Genomic DNA, 20,153 nt, shown 5'->3' on the forward strand with positions numbered 1-20,153 from the left:
TACAGAGCACCAAGGATTTCAGGATCTATATTCTTACTTTCTCTGTGCCCTCTGTGACTCTGTGGTTAGAAGCGCTTTTTGGTTTTCTGTTTTTTTAACAATGAGTGGTAAATGCAAAAGATAGCGATCATTCCGGCCCGGGGAGGCAGTAAACGTATCCCCGATAAAAATATCAGAGACTTTTGCGGTAAACCGCTTATCGCCTATTCAATTCAGGCGGCACTGAAGGCCGACCTTTTTGATAAGGTCATCGTCTCTACCGACAGTGAGAAAGTGGCAAACGTAGCCCTGGGTCATGGCGCCGAAGTGCCCTTTATACGTCCGGCAGAGCTTTCGGATGATTATACCGGCACCAGTGCGGTGGTGGTGCACGCTATACAAGAGTGTCAGAGAATGGGACTAAGCCCTGAGCTGGTGTGTTGCATCTATGCTACAGCTCCTTTGATTCAACAACAATATTTGCAACGGGGTTTTAAGGCTCTCAGAACTCAGGCTGAAAAGCACTATGCGTTTTCAGTTACTGAGTTTGCTTTTCCGGTGCAGCGGGCGCTGATACAAAGCGATAATGGCGGCATACAGCCTATGTTCCCTGAGTATATCGGCAAGCGTTCTCAGGATTTGCCTGTGGCCTTACATGATGCCGGGCAGTTTTACTGGGGCAGGAGCGAGGCATTTTTAGCCAGCAAAAAGGTCTTTGCTCCCCATAGTGTTCCAATTATATTGCCCCATTATCTGGTGCAGGATATTGACACACTCGATGACTGGCAGCGCGCTGAGTTACTCTACCGGGCGTATTACCAACACAGTAGTGAGGATAAAAAATGAATCAGGAAAAGGTACTGCTGATCCGCATGCAACAGTCAGGTGAAGTGGCTGCCATTGGTATACCCGCATTGCGTTACTTTCGTCAGCGTTTACCGGAAGCAAGCATTGAGATGCTCAGTTATGCAAAGGGTATAGAGCTGATTCGTCTTGCTGAACCAGATATCAGAGTATTCGGACTCGGGCAGCAAGAATGGCCGGACAATATTATTCCGGCGATGGAGACGTTTTTAGGTCTGGCCGAAAAAATAGTTGCACAGGGTTATGATCAGATCGTCAATCTGGATACCGGCTTTATGCCCTGTTTCCTGGCACGGTTTTTAAAAGATGCCGGCGAGCCTGTGGTAGGTAACTTTATGAATATTACGGTGCAGGAGTTGCTGGAGCAATTCCAGACCCAGCAGCTCTCTCCTGAATATGTTAATCAGCCGCAAAACTATATGAGCAGTACATTTCTGTCTATGGCTCGCTGGCACAGCCCATGGTGGCAAGGAGATCTGTTGCCGGATAACGGTTATCCGGAGTTTTATCTGCGCAGTTGTTGTGGTTTTGATGATCTTGAAATGGAGTTGAATATCGACGTGCCTGCAGATAAGGCCCTTAAAAATCAATCAAAAACAAAAAAAGTCATTGCTCTGCAATGTGAGGCTACAGAGGCGAAGCTGAGTTATCCTTTTAAGACTGAAATGGAGAAGCTGTTACGTGAGCAGGGCTTTTATGTCTGGACTGTTGAGAGCGCACAGAATACCCGCAATCAGCTGATGCAGTTAAAAGCCTCTGATTTATTGGTAACGGTTCCGGGAGACAGCCAGTGGCTTGCCTCGACTGTGAGCTGCCCCAGTCTGGTAATTTGTGGTGATGTGGATCCGCGTATGCTGATGCCAGACTACGCCACCGACCCTGTTACTGCTGATAATCCACAGCCTATTGCTGCAGCAGAACTGGCCGAGAGTATTACCTCTGTTTTTGAGCAAGAGAACGATAATGCAGATAGGTAAAAGAAAGATCGGCCCCGATCAGCCGCCTTTTATTATTGCGGAGCTTAGTGGCAACCATAATCAGCAGCTGGATCTGGCGTTGAATATGGTTGAAGAAGCTGCCAGGGCAGGTGCTGATGCAATTAAATTGCAAACCTTTACCGCAGACAGCATGACCCTGGATGTGGATAAGCCAGGATTTGTGATAGCCGAACAGGACAGCCTGTGGGCCGGCGAAAAACTGCATAGCCTGTATCATAAAGCGGCAACGCCCTATGACTGGCATCAGATCTTGTTTGATAAAGCCAGAGAACTGGGTATGCAGGCTTTTAGTTCCCCTTTTGATGAACAGGCGGTGGATTTTCTCGACAGCCTCGATGTGCCCTGCTTTAAGATTGCCTCGTTTGAACTTACTGATCTTCCGCTGATAAAAGCTGCCGCCCTAAAGGGTAAACCGTTGATTTTGTCCACCGGAATGGCGACCCTTGCCGAAATAGAAGAGGCGGTGAATACGGCCAGAAAAGCAGGTTGTAAGGATATTATCCTGCTTAAATGCACCAGCACCTATCCCGCCGAGGCCAGTAATACCAATTTACTCACCATCCCTCACCTGCGTGATGCTTTTGGTGTAACAGTGGGCCTGAGCGACCATACCGCTGGTATAGGCGCGGCGGTGGCGTCGGTAGCGCTGGGTGCACAGGTGATTGAAAAACATTTTGTACTGGACAGAAGCGCAGGCGGTGTGGATGCAGCCTTTTCCCTTGAGCCTGATGAATTAGCGGTCTTAGTAACAGAAACCAGGCGTGCCTGGCAGGCACTGGGGCAGGTGCGTTATGGCGGGTCTGAAGCCGAGGCCAAGGCGAAACAATATCGCCGTTCTATTTATGTGGCTAAAGATATTCATGCCGGAGAAAAACTCGGACCTGATAATCTGCGCATAGTACGTCCGGCTTTTGGTCTGGCACCCAAACACTGGGAACAGGTACAGGGCAAAATCGCCAAACAGGATCTGCCCAAAGGCACCCCCCTGAACTGGGAATTTATTGCGTAAACCGGGACAGTGAAGCGCTATGGAAAAGAATATATCCGACCACGAAAAACACGAAAGGCACGAAAAACTGCTGCTGAAAGAAGAGTGTTATCGGATTCAAGGCGCAGTTTACGAAGTTTATCGGGTAATGGGGTGTGGTTTTCTGGAATCAGTGTATCAGGAATGTCTGGAAAGAGAGTTGCGAAGGCAGAACATACCCTTTGTAGCCCAGCAGGAACTGGCCTTGAGGTATAAAGGGGAGCCGTTGGTGCAGACTTACAGGCCGGATCTTATATGTTTTGACAATGTGATTGTTGAGCTCAAGGCCGTTAAAGAAATCGACGCAAAGCACAAAGCTCAGGTTATCAATTATTTAAAAGCTACCGGTAAAAAGCTCGGGTTGCTTGTGAATTTTGGTGAGTATCCTAAGGCATCGGTAACCAGGCTCGTTCTGTGAACCGCTTTTGCTATGTCTGTTGTTCGTGCTTTTAGTGTTTTTCGTGGTTGAAGGCTTTTTAACCACGAACCACACGAAAGGCACGAAAAGGTGAAAAAAGCAGAGGGATAGCAGGCTGAACCGCTTTTGCTCTGTCTGTTGTTCGTGCTTTTAGTGTTTTTCGGGGGTGAGGCTTTTTAACCACGAACCACACGAAAGGCACGAAAAGGTGAGAAAAGCAGAGGGATAGCAGGCTGAACCGCATTTGCTCTGTCTATTGTTCGTGTTTTTAGTGTTTTTCGTGGTTGAAGGCTTTTAGTGGTAAATGGTGAATGAATAAAGTTCTGTTTCGCACCGATGGCAATACGCAGATGGGCCTGGGTCATCTGATGCGCTGTCTGGCATTGGCCCAGCAACTGGATGCGGGTAAGGTAGAAGTGATTTTCGCTGTCAGGCAAGCCACAGTAGCTTTTTGCCTCTCCCGCCATGACTGGGTGGGTAGTGTCATTATCGTGCCTGATTGTTCGCTTCAGCAGGAAGTACTTTGGTTACAACAACAGCCAGAATTTAATCAGGCAGACTGGCTGATACTGGATGGTTATCAGTTTGATTCAGACTATCGGCAGGCCTTGAAAGCCACAGCCAAGCCGCTGGCGCTATTCGATGACAATAATAACTCCGGGCCGTTATATGCGGATCTGGTGATTAATGGTGCCAGTCATGCGTTACAACTTGGTTACACAGAAACAGCTCCCGGTGCCACCTATTGTCTCGGTGAGCAATACCGGGTGCTCAGGCGTGAATTCAGCCTGGTTGAACCTTTGCCCTTTAGTGAACGCAAAGATTTAGTTATCAGTTTTGGTGGCAGCGATCCGTTGGATATCACATTAAGGCTGTTGAAAGAAGTGGAGCAACTGAAAGCGGATATGCCCATTCGGGTGATAACAGGAGCGGCGTACGACAGGCTTGAAGAGCTTGAAGTGTATCTGCAACACACTGTATTAAATATTCAGCACTTACATAACCATCAGCAAATGGCAGATTGTTTTGGCTGGGCAAGATTAGCTATATCGGCAGCAGGTGGCAGTCAGTTTGAACTACTCGCCTGCGCCACGCCTTCCCTTTTGGTTATTGTGGCTGAAAATCAACGTCAGGCGAGCCTGCAGGCCAGTCAACAGGGGTGGTGTCAGGTAACAGATATGACCAGGGAACAGGACATAAGTAGTCTGGCAAAAATGGCACTGGAGCTGTGGCATCAGCCGCAGAAGCTGCTAGCTAAGCATCAAAAAGCAGCACAAATTGCCGATACTAATGGAAGTATGCGAGTCTGTGAACAAATGGCAGATCAGCTTAAGCGCATTACCAGCAGTAAAAAGGAAGCCTGATTTTGGTTAAATCCTACCCGGTAACAGAGTTCAGATTGATTGAACAGGATCAGCTTGAGCGGGTATGGCAATGGCGAAACCAACCCCATATCCGTACCAATATGCATCATCCTGAGCCCATTAGCTGGGCGGAGCATCAGAACTGGTTCAGGAGTTTGCAACAGGATAATACCAGGCGTTTTTTTGTGTTTTACCAGGATAACCGGCCCATCGGTGTGCTTAATTTCAGCGCCCTTGATACCGATATGCCTGAGTGGGGCTGTTATCTGGGCGAGTCAGATATCTGGCCCGGTAGTGGTTTGTTACTGGAAGTTGCAGCATTGGATTATGCCGCGGCATTTACCACCGCCGAGGCCCTTTATGCAGAGGTACTGAGTTTTAACCTGGGCGTACTCAAGCTGCACCGTTTGTTTGAGTATGAGCCGCTTCAATCCCGAAAAGGCGGCCAGCGTGAGGGTCAAGCCTTTGATGTACTGAGGTTTCGTTATGCTTTAGAGAATTGGCGTTGCCGCCGACAAAAAATATTGAGTAAGCTGCCGGCACAGATTCGTGCCGCCACAGACTATATTAGTTTTAAACAGGAGTCACAGTGACCGCTAATATGACCATAGAACAGCAAGTTCGTGATGCCATGATCCAGGTAGCTGAAATCAGTGACTGCCAACTGGTAAGTGAGATAAATAACGACACCGTATTGTTGCAAAGTGGCCTGGACTCACTGGGTTTTGCCATGCTGGTGGCACAACTGGAAGAAGATCTGGGTTTTGATCCTTTTACGCAAATGGCGATTGCCGTTTATCCCAGCACCTTTGGCGACTTCGTCAGTATTTATCAGCAGTATGCCGATCAACAACAGGACGGGCAGTGACACTCTCGGAGGCGCTCGCACAACAACTCTCAGAGTCACAGGCTGGTGCCTTGCTGACAATGGCACCTGAACACCCTGAGCAAGCCAGCAATGCGGATTTAACCGAAACCCCCTATACACAATTGCTTGAATCTGCCAACCAGCTCCGTGCCCTGCATACGGGGTTACTAGGCAAAGCGCTGGCAATCAGATACACAAGTCTTTGTGATTTTGTGACGGCGCTGCTGGCATTTGATGGCTGGTGCAGTGCACTTTATTTGCTGCCCAATGATAGTTGTCCGTCACTGCCGCCGGATTGTATGTATTTGTCTGATACAGAAACCGGCAACAACCAGCAGATGATTAAGCCAACAAAGCCCGTTCATACCCGCTGGTATCTGGCCACATCCGGCACCACAGATAAGCCAAGATGGATAGGTCATAATCTGGCTGGCCTGACTCATTCAATTAAACACAGTGACCGTTTGTCTGGTTTGGTGTGGGGATTGGTGTATCAGCCCTTTCGTTTCGCAGGCTTGCAGGTGCTGTTGCAGGCGCTTTTAACCCAAACCCGACTGGTGGATGCCAGTTCGGGCGATATCAGTGCGCGTTTGCAGCGCTTACAAAAGGGCAGGGTGACGGCCATCTCCGCTACCCCGACTCTGTGGCGCCAGTTACTTGTAAGTGGCCAGTTATCTTCTCTTCAATTAACACAGTTGACACTGGGCGGTGAGATTGCCGATCAGGGCATCCTTGATGCCCTGGCTGATGTTTTCCCACAGGCTCGTATCCGGCATATTTATGCCTCAACTGAGGCCGGTGTGGGCTTTGCCGTCAGTGACGGTAAGGCCGGATTTCCTAAGGCCTGGCTTGACCAAGGCTATGACAATATCAGGTTTAAAGTGGATCAACATCAGCACCTTTGGATAAAACCGGCTACCCTGGCACAAAGCGGTATTTCAGGCAGAGTGGATCAGCAGGGGTATCTGGATAGCGAGGATCTGGTAGAAATCAAAGCCGACAGAGTGCTGTTTTTAGGCCGTGCTACCGGGGCCATCAATGTGGGTGGTAATAAGGTGCATCCACAGCAGGTGGAACAGGTACTGCTGACCCTGCCCGATGTGATGCAGGCCAGAGTCTATGGCCAATCCAGCAGTGTGATCGGGCAGCTTGTGGCAGCACAGATTGTGGCGGCACAGGGCGTGGATACCAGTGCACTAAAAAAACAGCTGCTAAAGCATTGTATGCAACGGTTGCAGCGCCATCAGATTCCGGCACGGGTCCAGTTTGTTGATAAAATTGACAGCAACGCCGCAGGTAAGATCAGCAGGAGTAGTACAAATGAGTAAATTGGTAGTACTTACCGGCGCAAGCCGCGGTCTGGGGCTGGCGATTGCGGAGCAATTATTGCAACAAGGGTATCAGATACTGGCCATTGCCCGAAGCCCGTCTGAGGGGTTAACAAAATTGCAGCAAGAAGCCCCTGAACAATTGGTTTTTATGCCCGCAGATTTAAGTCAGCTGGATACCTTGCCGGAGCTCTGCCACGCCATCATCAAGCAATACGGCCGCCCCTACGCACTGATCAATAATGCGGCAGTGGGTCATGACGGGATATTGGCAACACTACATAACAGCCAGATCAATGAGTTACTCAACCTTAACCTGCAGGCGCCGATATTAATGAGTAAGTATCTGCTGCGCTCTATGCTGCTCAATCGCAGCGGGCGCATTGTGAATATATCGTCTATCGTGGCCAGCACCGGCTATAACGGGTTGAGTGTTTACGCGGCAAGCAAGGCCGGACTGGAAGGTTTCAGTCGGTCACTGGCACGGGAGGCCGGAAAAGGCGGGATTACGGTCAACTGTGTGGCACCGGGGTATATGGAAACGGAGATGACCAGCGCCTTACAGGGTGAAAAGCTGGAAAGTGTAAAACGCCGCAGTGCCATTGGCAGATTGGCCACCCCAGCGGATGCCGCTGCCATGGTAATGTATCTGCTCAGTGAGCAGGCCAGTGCCATTACCGGCACAGTAATGACGGTGGATGGTGGCAGTACTGCATGAGCACGCTAATATTGGGCGTAGCCCCGTTATTGACGTAAAAAAGGTGAGAGTGGGTGTCACAGAATCTGGAAACATTACGGGATAAAGCCTTGTATGTGGCACCGGCAAACCCTGCCGGCAGAGCCTTGCAGAACCGCTTATCTAATATAGGAGCCCGTGTGTTAGGGCTGGCGGATAACCTTAAACAGGGCACTGATATCATCAATGATGCTAAACAGGCACAACCTTTTGATGCTGTAGTGGTGGCAACCGGTGCGTTTCAGAATGCAATATGCCTGGGGTTGTTGGCGCGAGGGTTTTCTGCCGATTCAATCTATTGTCAGCAGGAAAATGCCAACCAGATAAGACGCTTCAGAATAACCTTTGCTATGCAGATGCAAAGGCTCAGAAACCAACTGGTATCTTTAGTTATCGGTGCTGGCTGCTGGTTATTGCCAAAAGGGAAAGTGGTTTATTACGCCGAAGAATTTATTGATACCAATGTGTTGCTGGCCTGGTATCAGCATTTTCAAATCAGTGCCGATGATGCCGTATTGATTGCCATGTCACTAAAGGGACAGCCGCTGGATGCACTGCCTGGAAAAGTACTTATTAATTCGCCCTTGCGGGCCTGGTGGCATTTACTGCGGGCGAAGGTTTTAGTGCTGGATCATGAATACACAGGTTTTGCTTTTACGGAGCTACGTAAGCATAAGAAGGTAATACAACTCTGGCATGGACTTCCCTATAAGGCTCTCTCCGGAAACCATCATTTTACGGAAATCTGCGATCAGGCTTTTGTTTCCAGCTCAGAATGGTTTAACCAGCATATTTTCCCGGAGATATTCAGGGCCAGAGAATATCTGAGCCTGGGCTATCCCCGCTGTGATGCGTTATTGCAAAAGCCTGAAGAGCGGGTGTGGCTTAATGCTGTGCCGCGGGAGAGACTAAACCAGTTAATGAGTGATATTGGCCCGGTATGGATCTATATGCCCACTTACCGGGATAGTGGTGATAACAGCTATGAGCTTGACCTTAAAACGCTGAATGCCTTTTGCCAACAAGCCGGCCGTGCATTGGTACTGAAATTTCACCCCTTTATTTCGCGTAAATTCAGCGATGCTATGGACTTGAGCGCTGACTCATCAGAACTACAGCCGTTACCGGAGCTGCCTAACCTTTATCTGTACCCCAGTGCCATGAATATATACCCCTTGCTTGCCGATGCTGAAGCCTTGATCACTGATTATTCGTCAGTGGCTTTTGATTTTCTGGTGACCGATAAGCCAATTATCTATTATCAGTATGATAAAACCCGCTATCAGGCTATCCGTGGGAACGCACTGGTGGAGGATAAGGACTTTATCGCCGGTCCGCTGGTGCAAAACCAACAAGAGTTGCATCAGGCACTGCAGAAAGTGTCTGATGGTGAGGATGCATTTTCCCAAAAGCGGGCAGAGCTTGTCGGTAAGTTCGCCATCCGCTACCAGCCATCTGCCCCTGCCATCGCCAATTATGTGGCGAGCATTACGTAATAGCTTTGAGCAGTGGTTAACTATTTATCAACTGTTCGATCAGTTTGGCAACACGCTGGCTCGATTGATCGTCCTGAAAATGATGCACGATATCACGGATCTGACGCCTTTGGATGGCGCCATCATCAGGGGCATTCAGTTGTTTTAATAATGTTTTCTGCAGGGTTTCCTGATCAGTGACTTTGGGCCCTGGTGCCCAGAAATCATAGGGTTCAAGTAGCATTCCCCGGTTTTGTTGGTACTGGGTGAGATCTCCCGGTGTGAAAAGTATGGGTCTATCCATTAGCAAATAATCAAAATAGACTGAGGAGTAGTCGGTAATCAGCATCTCTGCTGCGCCTAACACTTCATACAGATCCAGCCCGGATTCGCAAAACATATGTTCTGTCAGCACTTCCACCTGTTTTGGAAGCTGGCCAGGTTCTCCCATGCCAAAGTCCTCTTCCTGATAGGGGTGGGGTTTTACTACCAGTAAAATTTTATGTTTAGCTAACAGATCGATAAAGGCCTGCAGCTCAAAGCCGGGAACGCCAAACAAATCTGATGATGGTGCACCGTTCACCTGCCCGAACTGATCTTTTCGAAAAGTCGGTAAATAAAAAATAATATGCCAGTCATCGAGGTTTCTGCCTAATAATTTGCACAGGTTCTCTGTGGCTGGAGCACTCAGCAAGGCATCATTTCTGGGCATGCCTGTTATTTGGTATTGCTCTGCGTTGGCGCCATAGCAGGCATTCATCAAAGTGGAGTAGGTGTGAGAATAGGAGCCAATGGCCCGGTATTGCTGCCAGTATTGGCAAACCTTATTCCTGGTGTTGTTGTCTGTCGCCAGGCTCATGCGGTTCAGCCCTTTTAGAGGGAATCCATGCCATAGTTGAATTGCGCGGGTCTGAGGGCGGATAACGGTCTCATGGGTGGTGACGATAACGTCACTGGTGAGGATTTGCTGTAAATAGCGCTGATCTTTTTGATAGTCCAGAGCCCTTTGTGCCTGCAAACCAACCTGTTCTAGTGCGCCACTTTTGGCTAAAGCCAGGGTGTTGGAGCCTGAATGGTTATGTACCAGTAAGGTTACTTTGCCCGGTTCAATGCTGTCTTCAGCATTGGTGTCAAACCAGCGCAGTGGTGGGGCTTCTGTGCGCATTCCTTTGTACTGAGGATCGTAAATGGCAAAGTGAGATATACCTGAATGAATCAATTGCTCACAGATTTCAACGGCAAATTGAGAAGCGATCACAATATTCATATCCGGAAAATGTCTTCTCGCCTGTTCCAGACTGAATATTGGTAAATCACAGAAGCTTGATCCCTGGCGTTTTTGATCATTGTCGATAAAACCTGAGATCTCAAAATCTGAAGCCAGGGCTCTTTTGGCCATCTGACCTTTCCTGGATGCGCCAAAAATCAGTACATTGCTCATAAATAATCCACTATTTGCTTTTCTCCATGAAAGGTATCGGCCCCATGGTGAGGTTACTTGGGTAAATTTTGCTTATGATTCGCGTAACAGTTACTTTATGTCAATACACTAAAGAGGCTGGTTACAGAGACGATAGTTGATATATATTCCGTTTAATAATCAATGTGTAATGACTATTAGAGAGTAAGGAAGGGGTAAATGCAAAAAAGCGCGGTGCTCTTTCTTGATCGGCCTCATGCCAATGGTATGGTGCACATCTGGTTAAGGGAATATTTCTTTGAGGCTGGTTATCATCTTATTGATCTGCCCATGCCAGTCTGGAAAAGTTCTGTATTGGCCAACGTGGAGCAACACCACCCGGATAATTACTTATCTGACCTCGATTGGGATGAGATGGCCAGGCATACGTTCGCTCGCCTGAGTGGCATGTATGACTATGGGGCCATTGACAAGGACAAGAAACAAGCCCTGATAGGAGCATTTCGCAACTTCGCCTGGCAACTGGAGCAGCATTTTATAAATGGCAATGTTGCCTTTGTGGTGGCCTTCGGCAATTACCGTATTGAGTCAAAATTAGGTGGGCTCTTCGCAGACAAGTATGTCAGCCAGGTGATTACGCTGGAGACTTTTTTTCTGCAGCAATATTATTATCTGGAATTTTTTGCCCGCCAGGTATGCAATCATCATGGATACCGCCTGCGCTGGCAACAACAGCGGCTGCATAAATTGCCTGAAGAAGCACATGTTATCCTTGATGAGCTGGTTTATTCCAGAAACACAGGTGCGTTGATGGATGGCTATATCAGCCAGCCATGTCCGGACAGTGGTGCGGAACACATTGCTGAGCGACTGGCTTCTCATCAGGGTAAAATTGCGTTGCTGTTAGGACAAGTGGCACACGACGCTGTGATCGTTAATGATCTGAAAAATTTTGCCGATCAGAAAGACTTTTTGAGTGCAGCTATCGACAGCTTCCTGGAGCAAAGCGACAAGGATTGGTTAATGGTTTGCCGGCTGCATCCTCTGGAGCAACGTTATGGTGATCAGACGTTGGCCCACTTGGAACAGCGCTATGCCAGTCACCCCAGAGTATTACTGATATCGGGTCAGCAGTTTAATACCTATAAACTGATGCAACTGGCCAGTTTTGGTATTGTGGCCAACAGCCAGAGCGGCTTAGAGATGGCATACAGAGGAAAGGCGGTGCTGGTTTGCGCAAAGCCTTACTACGCCGATAGCGGCTGTTTTCTCGAAGCCACTGACAGGGAGACACTTGCAGTTCAGATGGCCAGATTAGTGGATGGATGGAAGCCGGATCAACAGGCCGGTGTTGTGCTGAAAAATTACTTATATGGATTGGTAAATGGCTATTTATGCCGACGCAGTCGCTCGGCAACCTATGCCCGCCTCAGTGCGCAGAATATTAGTTCCAAAAAAGATGCCTTGTTATGCAAGTTGGTATCAGGCTATAGACGCATTAAATCACGTTTAGTGAGAGGCTATGGCTATTTCCATAGTAAGTATTTGCTTTGTGACTATGGTATTCAGGCTGATGGTACGCCGGGGTGGAGTTTTGTCAGTGGCTCCAAAGTCGAATTAGCTAAAGGAAAAATCCTGTTGTTCGGGGTAGGCACTCTGACCCATCTGTTGGTAAAACACAATAGTGAACGTTTCATCCTTTGTTCAGATAATATGGCCGATATCGGACAGGATATTTTCGGGCAGCAGGTTCGTTTATTCGATACATCTTTATTGAAAAACTTCTCGGGTATGATCATTTTCACCTGCCCCAGGGCTAAAGCGAAGGTGCTGGCCAGTAAAGCTTTGCAACACAATTCCGATATAGAAGCATATCGGGCGAAAAAGGTTCAGCTTGCAGATAAGCTGCACTATGTCCTCCATCCTCTGCATTAAATGTTGGTGATTTATTGTCAATAGCTGAGCTGAAGGATTGAGGACATTACAGGAGAAGTTAGTTGAAAGCAGCGCATGTAGTTCATCACAAAAGTGGTGAAGTTTCGATTTGTATTGATGAGCAAGTTACATCCATCACCCCTCCATGGAAGCTGTCGGAAACGTGTTCAGGATTACAACGCATAGTCAGCGATAACCATCTGCAATATCTGAGCAGTATGGAAGCGGAGGCGGCCATGCTGGATTGGTACAATGCTCTTGATATTGAGGGGAAATTGGAAATCATTCTGCCGGATCTGGATTACTATCTGCAATTATGGCAAAAGGCCGTCTGGGATGAGAAAAATCTGCGTGATATGGACTCAGAAGCACGTTTAGCGTTTGCAGGTTTATTTGGTGCGCAGATAGATGCCAACCCAAGGTCGGATAAATACAGCGGCTTATACCATGATTGTCACAAGTCAGGTTATAACAAGGCGCGCCTGAATTTTCTTATGCAAAGAGCCGGATTTGTCCGCGTTTCTGTTGCGCAGGAGGCAGGCAGGCTGATTGCAAAGGGTGTGAAAACCATGCATAAGGGCGAGCGTCAGGTCACTCCGAGCTATGAGAACATTCGTCAGGACCATAAAGAACGATATCAGTTTGCCTGTGAACAGCTAAAGCCCTTGAAACCTAATAGTATCCTGGATCTGGCTTGTGGTATTGGCTACGGTTCGCTGATGCTGAATGAGCAAACTGGTAGTGAGGTAATAGGAGTCGATATTGACAAAGGTGCTATCGACTATGCCAATACTTATTATTCAGGCGAGCGCACCCGCTTCATATGCCAGGATGCCCGTAAATTAGAAATTCCTGAAGGCAAGATGGATGCAGTGGTCTCCTTTGAGACTATTGAGCATATAGACTTCGACAGGCAGTTATTATCAGTGTTCTATTCATGTCTCAGACCTGGTGGTGTACTAATTTGTTCCACTCCTAATCAGGATGTTATGCCATTTGATAAAAATAGATTTGCCTTTCATATCAAACACTACACTGTGAGTGAAGTGGTCGACCTGTTGCAGTCTTGCGGATTCTCAGATATCAGGCTATTCAAGCAGGAAGATGCTAAAGCGGCACCTGTGACGCCGGGTAACGATGGCTGCTTTACGATTGCAGTAGCGAGGCGCTGATGCGCTTTTCAGTTGTTATTCCTGTTTACAATAGGGTTGAGCCTCTGGAGCGAGCGCTAAGTTCTGTTTTGAGGCAAACTTGCCAGGACTTTGAAGTATACGTTGTGGATGATGGCTCTGAAGCTGATATAGCGAAGCAGATCAGGCAATTAATTACGGAATTAAATGATCAACGTATTCAGCTTCTGGTGCATCCATCTAATAAGAATGGTGCCGCTGCGAGAAATACAGGAATCCGAGCAGCCAGGGGCGACTATATTTGTTTTCTTGATTCTGATGATGAATGGTTGCCTGAGAAGTTACAGCGGGTAAGTGAGGTTTTAGACACTCAGGTTAGAAGTAGATTGCCTATTCTGCTTCATCACCAATATCAGAATGTTGATAATGGTATAAAAAGGTCAGCGCTGCCAAAACAGGCGAAAAGCAACGCTGAAAGCGTTGCTCACTATTCTTTTGTGACCAATAATGTCGGAGGGATCCAGTCCAGCACAATTACCGTGAGTCGGGAACTGGCTAGTCAAACTCTGTTTAATGAAAAGCTTAAAGGTCATCAGGACTGGGATTTTTGTCTGCGAGTCGGTGAGGTTTGCGAAAATTTTGAATTTATTTCTTTGCCCCTGGCCTTGCGTTATAGAGATTCAGACAGTGGTGTAGCCAAGAGTTTAGATTGGCGGTTTTCTTTAAACTTTCTTCGTGAATACAGATGTTACTTTGATCCTAGAACTAAAAATAGCTATTTGCAGCGCGTAGTTATTAAAAAAGCAGCTCAGCAGGATGAGTTGATGCGGTTGTTTTTTATTCTAATGTGTTGGCCAAAAATATTTTTCAGTATTTCTTCGCAAAGGACTCTAATTGGGAGTTGCCTGAATAGAAAAAGATTAAAAGCTCGCTACCGCCGCTTGTTAGATTATTTTAACAAAAATAACGTAAAACGAGTAATCCTGTGGGGAGCGAACAACTATACTTTGCATTATTTTTCAATGGAAGACTCGTCATCAGAAGTGATATGTATTTTAGATCAATGCGCACCAGAACATGGGGTTTTATTTTCCAGCATTCCGCTAAGATCAGTTCAGAGTGTTGAAGCTAAGTTGCTTAGGGAAGCAGAGGCAATAGTATTGATGACTGATCGGCATCAGCAACAGATGCAGAGGCAATTGGCAGAGAGAATGCCGGAAGCTTGTTCAAAGGTGTTAATATTCTGAAGGCCAACCGATTGGTAAATATATACCAACACCATCAATATAAACTTTATAAGAAGTAATATGAAAAAGATTATAGTGGGCATAATTCGACATTATAGAAGTGGTGGTTTACGTAAAGCCATTTGGTATGTTCGCTCACGCTTCTATCATGATGTGATTAAAAAGATAAAGTTCGGGGATTTTCACTATTGGTTGAATCCTGAGCGGGTTCTGGCAAAGCGTTTCGAACTTCAGTTACCCGCAGTCGATAACGAGGAGTTTGTTTCTCTGGGGAATTACTGTGTCAGCAGGAAGATTCCCTTGTGTGAAAAGAGTACGATATACTCACTCGGGGTGCTTAATGATACTAGTTTTGACGAACAAGTATCTACAGCTTATAACTGCAATGTTTATCTGTTTGATCCGTCGATTATTGCCACCAGGCATATCAATAAAAAGAATAACAAACTATTTAAATTCCAACAGGTTGGTGTGTGGAAAGATTCTGGTGAAATAAAATTTTATACGCCAATGTATGGTGGCTCGCCTTCAATGGTATTTGAGCATGCAGGGCAAGAGTTTTCAGCTCCCTGTAAAACCTTGCCTGTACTAATGCAGGAGTATGGTCACACATCAATAGATCTGATTAAGCTGGACATTGAGGGTGCTGCGATGGGAGTTCTCAATCATATGTTGGATGAAAAAATATATCCGGGTCAGGTTATTGTAGAATTTGAACGGCCAAACAAAAAGGATGCTATGGAATTTTTTCAGTTTTACAGAGAATTGTTAAATCTGCTAGAACGCTTTGATTCACTTTCTTATAAAGCTTATGTGATACCGCGTGAGAGGTATAAGTATTTTTCAATTGAGATGATTTTAGTCAGAAATCCGGAAGTGGGGTGATCTTCTGAAGGTAAATTTTACCCAGTGTCCACTATCTTAAAGGATATAGCACGATTGCCGATAACATAGTAATTCTTGAGAGTATGAACAATCTGTGTCTGTTGCCACAGACGTGATTCGGATGTTGTGTTGACCACTTGATGTTTTGGAGGATGCAATGCACGGCACAGTCGATTATATACTGACTGATCTAAGAAGGCGAAGTTTGCCAGACGCTGTGGAAGCAGTACTGGAGCGCGTCAGGTATTTTGGTCTGTGCATGATACCTGAGTATTACTCTCATCAGTTCTGCGAGCAGGCTGTCGGAATTATTCGCGCACATGAGGCTAACAGGGATGTAGATATCTGGCGGGACGCACAAGGTTCTGACACGCGCATAATGGGTATCGAGGCGTTCCAGTCTGAACTGGATATTCGCAAGGATGTTTTAGTCGGGCGCGTTATCGCTTCGCTCTACGGCCAACCGCCTGGAAGTGGCTTTATTACCAGTGGTCATCTACTTTTTAGGCCCGGAAACCTGGGCTCTGGGGGAGGATGGCACCGAGACTCTGTGCACAGTGATCAATTTAAGGCACTGGTGTATCTTACCGATGTTAACTCCGATAATGGCCCTTTTCAGTATTACCTGAACACTTCAAGTGAGAACAGCCTCGCTGAATTGGAAGAGCATTACGACATACCTGTTACAGAGAACCGTATCTCCTGCGATCCTACATCTGTGCTACCGGTGGATCGTCTGGTTGAAGTGTGTGGACCCGCAGGAAGTCTGATTATTTCCAATACGAGGGGCATTCACCGGGGCAAGCCGATACAAAGCAATGAGCGATTCTCATTAACCAGTTATCACTGGAAAGGTGGCATTCCGGCTCATATTGATAAGTTAGTGAACAAGAGTTGTCTGGCCTGATGGCGAATACTCAAAATGGAGGAGAAGTTTTGGTATTAGTGACTTCACCCTTCCAGTATTTGTGTGCGCTTGAGCTAATTCAACAGAGATATCAAGGGGCTTCAGTCACGGTAATAGATGGGTCTGAGAGGTGTGCAAATTCTGCGAATCAGTTGCAATCCTTATATGCTCAGTATCCACCCGAACGTATTGTTCCTGTGAATATTCTGAAAAAGGGTGATTTGGCCCAGCGTATTGCCTCATATTCCTGGTTAGCCGTCAAAGAAGAAAACAAACACTATACCGCAATCCTGATTGGGGATTTACGTCATCAATGGATGCAGGATCTGGCATGTTCGATTAAAAGTAATAACATTTATCTGGTAGATGATGGTGCCGTTACAGTGCTATTGTACAATTTTGTATTGAAGCCCGCAGATTTTACTATTCCCATATCAATGACAGTTTCCAGCCCCGAAAGGCAGGAAATGGCCAGGCAACTGAAGTTATCGCTGGGTATGGAAGTAAAAAACAAAAAGATCGAGGTTTTTTCAATATACCCATTAGGTGGTGACAAGGTGTTAACTAACACGCTGTCGGTTTTACGTAACGCATTTCCTCCCAACGTCAGAATGAACAAGGAATGGCACTTTATCGGCGCTCCTGTTTCTGAAAAAGGATTATTATCGGAGCAGCGTTACTTTGATCTGTTAGCCGATGCGATGGCCAATTACAAAGGATACGGTCGTGCCGTATATTTTTCCCATCGGGCCGAAGACATCTCAGGCAAACAGGGGATGCTGGCAGAGCTGGGATTTAGTGTCGAAGTCAACAATGCGCCGTATGAGCTAATACTAACTCAGCAAGGCAGGAGGCCGAAAGCCGTAGTCGGCATGCATTCTACCTCATTAACTAACGTTAAAATCCTGTTCCAGGGTAAGGTGCCGGTAACCTGTTACAGGATACCCGAAGCAGATCTGGAAGCTCTGAAATCCCAAAATGTAATGACCAATTTGTACAGTCTCTATGATGCTCTGATGTGCTTTTATTCGAAGCTGCCTGAGCTGGGTATAAACAGCAAAGTCCTGGCTGATCAGGATTGTCCGCAGTTGGCACAGTAATGATGGATATACGTGAGCTGAAAAGGCGCCCCGCGGCCTTCAAACGACAAACCAGGGATATAGAGCTGAATCTGGATAATCTGGCTCCAGGGTTACAGCAAACCGATGAACTGTTGATCTTTGATGATGGTGAAAGGGTCAAAATATTCGACCGCATCTGCGATCACAATGGGGGGCGTTTGTTTGTGCGCGATAAAGTCGCCAGTTGCCCACTTCATGGCTGGACGTTAAACCCCGAGACGAGTCAGTACATGGATGTAAAATGTACTAAAAAGCCGTTAATGGTGGTTGATAAGCATGAGTTGGACTCTCCCGTGATCTGTGTTGAAAGCGCAGAGAACAGAAGAGAGCTGTCAGGTTTTACCCGCCATTATGAGACTCAGGTCGAATTTATTAATCATGCCTGTTTACTGTTCAATGTTGATGGTTTGCTGAGTTTTGCCACCGACCCCTGGGTGGTAGGTCCGGCATTTTGCAATGGTTGGTGGTTGTCCAGACCTTCGCCTGCCGACGTGTTCCAGAGGTTAAATGAATGTGACTTCATTTATATTTCGCACAATCATCCGGATCACCTACACCCTGAGTCCCTGTCATACCTGCGTAAAGATATCCCCATTCTCACTGCCCCTTTCGTTAGTGGGTCAACGGTCAGATATCTGACCAGTCTGGGTTTTTCCAACATCCTGACGTGTGGATTTAATGAAGAGTTATATTCAGATGAACAGCAAATTGCGTTTTCGGTGTTAAAAAGTGGTGATTTCAGAGATGACTCAGGCTTATTGATTCAGCTTGGGAGATTCACTGCTTTATTGACTGTGGATAGTAACTTTATTGATTTCGGGCGTATACCTGAAAAGGTTGACTTGCTTTGTAGCTCTTTCGCCGGCGGGGCTTCCGGATTTCCGCTTTGTTTTGAACTCTATTCAGAACAGGAAAAAGCCAGACTGATTCAGAGAAACAGAGGGGCCATCAGGGCGACTAACAAGCAGGCTATGGCGCGTTGCAGTCCTGATTATTTTTTACCTTATGCCGGTTTTTTTACCGAGGCCGCCCCACGGGACAGCTACATTAAGCGTCTGAATAATAAAAACAGCATAGAAGATTACCGCAGTATCGCTGCGCAACTGGATTGCCAGTTGCTCAGCGTCGAACAGGCTAATCTGTTCAGGTTTCACGGAGGTGAGCTGCAGGAGAACCGTTGGATCGATTACCCGGCTCTACAGGAAAAACCTGTTGATCAGTACATGCAGGAGACAGCGCTGAGTGTTGGCGAATATACCAGAGAACAAATTTGCCAGTATTTTATGCACTCAGGCTTTCACGGTAATCTGGTATTGTTGTTGGTGCTATGTGATGACGAGTTCCAGGTTCAGGCAGAGCCGATTGGTATTGAGTTTGATTTACGTCGGCCGCCAATGCTGATGCCTGATGCGGAAAATGCTAAAGATCTGGCAACAACAACGGGCAAGAACTACCTGCGTATAAAGGTTCGCCAGAATGAAATAAAGAGTGTGTGTCAGCAGGGGTTACCCTGGGAAGATCTGAGTATAGGGTTTCAATGCAGCATCGATCGTGAGCCAAATATTTACAACAGTGATTTTTGGTATCACTTCACCAACATATATATTCATGATGCGGTCGCAAAAGTTGGATCTATCAATGCTAATGAAGACCAGTCATGCAGTCAGTGAGAATGAGCAGGTTATGAATACAGTCACAAAAAACTCGAATCGTGAACTAAGTGGTAAGAGTCATCAAGAAACCCAGGCAATGGAGAGCCTTCTCGCCATTCATCAGAATCTGCTCAGTGAACTGGGTACCAACTGGAGTAGTCACTCTTTGGTGACGATGACCCGCCAGAGTCTAAGTCGTATTTTATATTACGCGGATCTTTACCAGAAACTGCTAAATGTACCGGGCGTTATTTGCGAATTCGGTGTGCAGTGGGGGGCCACGCTTTCACAGCTCATTTCCCTGCGAGGAATACACGAACCTTATAACTACAGTCGGGTGATCTATGGCTTCGATACCTTTGAAGGCTTTAGTCAGGTTGATGATGTAAGGGATGGAGTCCATCTTGAGGCGGGGGACTATTCAACAGAGCTGGGTTATGAGAAAAAGTTAGACAAAATACTGACCTTGCAGGAAAGTTTGTCGCCCCTTAGCCATATGAGGAAATTTGAGCTGATAAAGGGGGATGCAGCAGCTACGATTCAACCCTGGCTGGAAAGAAACCCACACGCCATTATTGCAATGGCGATATTTGATATGGATATTTACAAACCGACAAAAGCCGTGCTCGAAGCAATACTACCTCGCCTTACCAAAGGCTCGATATTGGTGTTTGACGAACTGAATCACCCGGGTTTTCCCGGCGAAACTGCAGCAGTGATGGAGGTGCTGGGACTTAACAATATCCGTTTGCAGCGCTCAGTGTTTCAGCCGACCTGTGCCTGGGCCGTTTTTGAGTAA

19 protein-coding genes are annotated in these 20,153 nt (G+C 46.9%); 18 read left to right on the forward strand and 1 reads right to left on the reverse strand.

Going from position 1 to position 20,153, the window contains the following annotated elements:
* Positions 1-111: 111 nt before the first annotated feature.
* The 10 genes from pseF (at position 112) to CDA54_RS17270 (ending at position 9,078) form a co-directional block, all read left to right on the forward strand.
* Complete coding sequence (gene pseF, locus CDA54_RS17225) at positions 112-825, forward strand: pseudaminic acid cytidylyltransferase (RefSeq protein WP_099036283.1); 714 nt, start codon at positions 112-114, stop codon at positions 823-825.
* On the forward strand, positions 822-1,820 hold the full coding sequence (locus tag CDA54_RS17230) for a glycosyltransferase family 9 protein (protein WP_099036284.1): 999 nt from the start codon (positions 822-824) through the stop codon (positions 1,818-1,820). The genes pseF and CDA54_RS17230 overlap by 4 nt, the downstream gene beginning before the upstream one ends.
* Positions 1,807-2,850 carry a pseudaminic acid synthase gene (gene pseI / locus CDA54_RS17235; protein WP_099036285.1) on the forward strand — a complete coding sequence of 348 codons (1,044 nt, stop codon included), beginning with the start codon at positions 1,807-1,809 and terminating at the stop codon, positions 2,848-2,850. Before CDA54_RS17230 ends, pseI begins: the two co-directional genes overlap by 14 nt.
* A 19-nt stretch (positions 2,851-2,869) precedes the next feature.
* Positions 2,870-3,286 carry a GxxExxY protein gene (locus CDA54_RS17240; RefSeq protein ID WP_099036286.1) on the forward strand — a complete coding sequence of 139 codons (417 nt, stop codon included), beginning with the start codon at positions 2,870-2,872 and terminating at the stop codon, positions 3,284-3,286.
* A gap of 311 nt (positions 3,287-3,597) precedes the next feature.
* Positions 3,598-4,650 carry a UDP-2,4-diacetamido-2,4,6-trideoxy-beta-L-altropyranose hydrolase gene (gene pseG / locus CDA54_RS17245; protein WP_099036287.1) on the forward strand — a complete coding sequence of 351 codons (1,053 nt, stop codon included), beginning with the start codon at positions 3,598-3,600 and terminating at the stop codon, positions 4,648-4,650.
* A gap of 2 nt (positions 4,651-4,652) precedes the next feature.
* The gene (gene pseH / locus CDA54_RS17250; protein WP_229748163.1) at positions 4,653-5,243 is read left to right on the forward strand and encodes a UDP-4-amino-4,6-dideoxy-N-acetyl-beta-L-altrosamine N-acetyltransferase; all 591 of its coding nucleotides are present in this window, start codon (positions 4,653-4,655) and stop codon (positions 5,241-5,243) included.
* 8 nt (positions 5,244-5,251) lie between these two features.
* Positions 5,252-5,518 (forward strand): acyl carrier protein, encoded by a 267-nt coding sequence (locus CDA54_RS17255; protein WP_099036310.1) that lies wholly within the window; start codon positions 5,252-5,254, stop codon positions 5,516-5,518.
* Positions 5,515-6,846: an AMP-binding protein gene (locus CDA54_RS17260; protein WP_218962425.1), complete on the forward strand. Its 1,332-nt coding sequence runs from the start codon at positions 5,515-5,517 to the stop codon at positions 6,844-6,846. Before CDA54_RS17255 ends, CDA54_RS17260 begins: the two co-directional genes overlap by 4 nt.
* On the forward strand, positions 6,839-7,564 hold the full coding sequence (locus CDA54_RS17265) for an SDR family NAD(P)-dependent oxidoreductase (protein ID WP_099036289.1): 726 nt from the start codon (positions 6,839-6,841) through the stop codon (positions 7,562-7,564). The genes CDA54_RS17260 and CDA54_RS17265 overlap by 8 nt, the downstream gene beginning before the upstream one ends.
* Positions 7,565-7,617: 53 nt before the next feature.
* Complete coding sequence (locus CDA54_RS17270; protein WP_099036290.1) at positions 7,618-9,078, forward strand: CDP-glycerol glycerophosphotransferase family protein; 1,461 nt, start codon at positions 7,618-7,620, stop codon at positions 9,076-9,078.
* A 16-nt stretch (positions 9,079-9,094) separates the two neighbouring features.
* On the opposite strand, the gene CDA54_RS17275 is transcribed toward CDA54_RS17270, so the two are convergent.
* Positions 9,095-10,498 (reverse strand): CDP-glycerol glycerophosphotransferase family protein, encoded by a 1,404-nt coding sequence (locus tag CDA54_RS17275; RefSeq protein ID WP_099036291.1) that lies wholly within the window; start codon positions 10,496-10,498, stop codon positions 9,095-9,097.
* A gap of 198 nt (positions 10,499-10,696) precedes the next feature.
* Between CDA54_RS17275 and CDA54_RS17280 the strand changes: the two genes are divergently transcribed.
* The 8 genes from CDA54_RS17280 (at position 10,697) to CDA54_RS17315 (ending at position 20,153) form a co-directional block, all read left to right on the forward strand.
* Positions 10,697-12,412, forward strand: a complete 1,716-nt coding sequence (locus CDA54_RS17280; RefSeq protein ID WP_099036292.1) for a capsular polysaccharide export protein, LipB/KpsS family — start codon at positions 10,697-10,699, stop codon at positions 12,410-12,412.
* Between the two features lie 62 nt (positions 12,413-12,474).
* Positions 12,475-13,584, forward strand: a complete 1,110-nt coding sequence (locus CDA54_RS17285; protein WP_099036293.1) for a class I SAM-dependent methyltransferase — start codon at positions 12,475-12,477, stop codon at positions 13,582-13,584.
* Positions 13,584-14,789 (forward strand): glycosyltransferase family 2 protein, encoded by a 1,206-nt coding sequence (locus tag CDA54_RS17290; protein WP_099036294.1) that lies wholly within the window; start codon positions 13,584-13,586, stop codon positions 14,787-14,789. Before CDA54_RS17285 ends, CDA54_RS17290 begins: the two co-directional genes overlap by 1 nt.
* Before the next feature lie 60 nt (positions 14,790-14,849).
* Positions 14,850-15,674: an FkbM family methyltransferase gene (locus tag CDA54_RS17295; protein ID WP_099036295.1), complete on the forward strand. Its 825-nt coding sequence runs from the start codon at positions 14,850-14,852 to the stop codon at positions 15,672-15,674.
* Between the two features lie 205 nt (positions 15,675-15,879).
* The gene (locus CDA54_RS17300) at positions 15,880-16,581 is read left to right on the forward strand and encodes a phytanoyl-CoA dioxygenase family protein (protein ID WP_099036296.1); all 702 of its coding nucleotides are present in this window, start codon (positions 15,880-15,882) and stop codon (positions 16,579-16,581) included.
* Between the two features lie 152 nt (positions 16,582-16,733).
* The gene (locus CDA54_RS17305; protein WP_099036297.1) at positions 16,734-17,681 is read left to right on the forward strand and encodes a hypothetical protein; all 948 of its coding nucleotides are present in this window, start codon (positions 16,734-16,736) and stop codon (positions 17,679-17,681) included.
* Positions 17,681-19,372 carry an MBL fold metallo-hydrolase gene (locus CDA54_RS17310; protein ID WP_099036298.1) on the forward strand — a complete coding sequence of 564 codons (1,692 nt, stop codon included), beginning with the start codon at positions 17,681-17,683 and terminating at the stop codon, positions 19,370-19,372. The genes CDA54_RS17305 and CDA54_RS17310 overlap by 1 nt, the downstream gene beginning before the upstream one ends.
* A gap of 13 nt (positions 19,373-19,385) precedes the next feature.
* Complete coding sequence (locus CDA54_RS17315) at positions 19,386-20,153, forward strand: TylF/MycF/NovP-related O-methyltransferase (protein ID WP_099036312.1); 768 nt, start codon at positions 19,386-19,388, stop codon at positions 20,151-20,153.

Origin of the sequence: Lacimicrobium alkaliphilum (assembly GCF_002591895.1) — a bacterium.
GTDB classification, from domain to species: Bacteria; Pseudomonadota; Gammaproteobacteria; order Enterobacterales; family Alteromonadaceae; genus Lacimicrobium; species Lacimicrobium alkaliphilum.

Bases quoted from the DNA above. Each gene is read 5' to 3' on its own strand.
- CDA54_RS17315 (WP_099036312.1), top strand. From the start codon at position 19,386: ATGAATACAGTCACAAAAAACTCGAATCGTGAACTAAGTGGTAAGAGT.
- CDA54_RS17265 (WP_099036289.1), top strand. From the start codon at position 6,839: ATGAGTAAATTGGTAGTACTTACCGGCGCAAGCCGCGGTCTGGGGCTG.
- CDA54_RS17240 (WP_099036286.1), top strand. From the start codon at position 2,870: ATGGAAAAGAATATATCCGACCACGAAAAACACGAAAGGCACGAAAAA.
- CDA54_RS17290 (WP_099036294.1), top strand. From the start codon at position 13,584: ATGCGCTTTTCAGTTGTTATTCCTGTTTACAATAGGGTTGAGCCTCTG.
- CDA54_RS17280 (WP_099036292.1), top strand. From the start codon at position 10,697: ATGCAAAAAAGCGCGGTGCTCTTTCTTGATCGGCCTCATGCCAATGGT.
- CDA54_RS17310 (WP_099036298.1), top strand. From the start codon at position 17,681: ATGATGGATATACGTGAGCTGAAAAGGCGCCCCGCGGCCTTCAAACGA.
- pseI (WP_099036285.1), top strand. From the start codon at position 1,807: ATGCAGATAGGTAAAAGAAAGATCGGCCCCGATCAGCCGCCTTTTATT.
- CDA54_RS17255 (WP_099036310.1), top strand. From the start codon at position 5,252: ATGACCATAGAACAGCAAGTTCGTGATGCCATGATCCAGGTAGCTGAA.
- CDA54_RS17295 (WP_099036295.1), top strand. From the start codon at position 14,850: ATGAAAAAGATTATAGTGGGCATAATTCGACATTATAGAAGTGGTGGT.
- pseG (WP_099036287.1), top strand. From the start codon at position 3,598: ATGAATAAAGTTCTGTTTCGCACCGATGGCAATACGCAGATGGGCCTG.
- CDA54_RS17230 (WP_099036284.1), top strand. From the start codon at position 822: ATGAATCAGGAAAAGGTACTGCTGATCCGCATGCAACAGTCAGGTGAA.
- pseF (WP_099036283.1), top strand. From the start codon at position 112: ATGCAAAAGATAGCGATCATTCCGGCCCGGGGAGGCAGTAAACGTATC.
- CDA54_RS17275 (WP_099036291.1), bottom strand. From the start codon at position 10,498: ATGAGCAATGTACTGATTTTTGGCGCATCCAGGAAAGGTCAGATGGCC.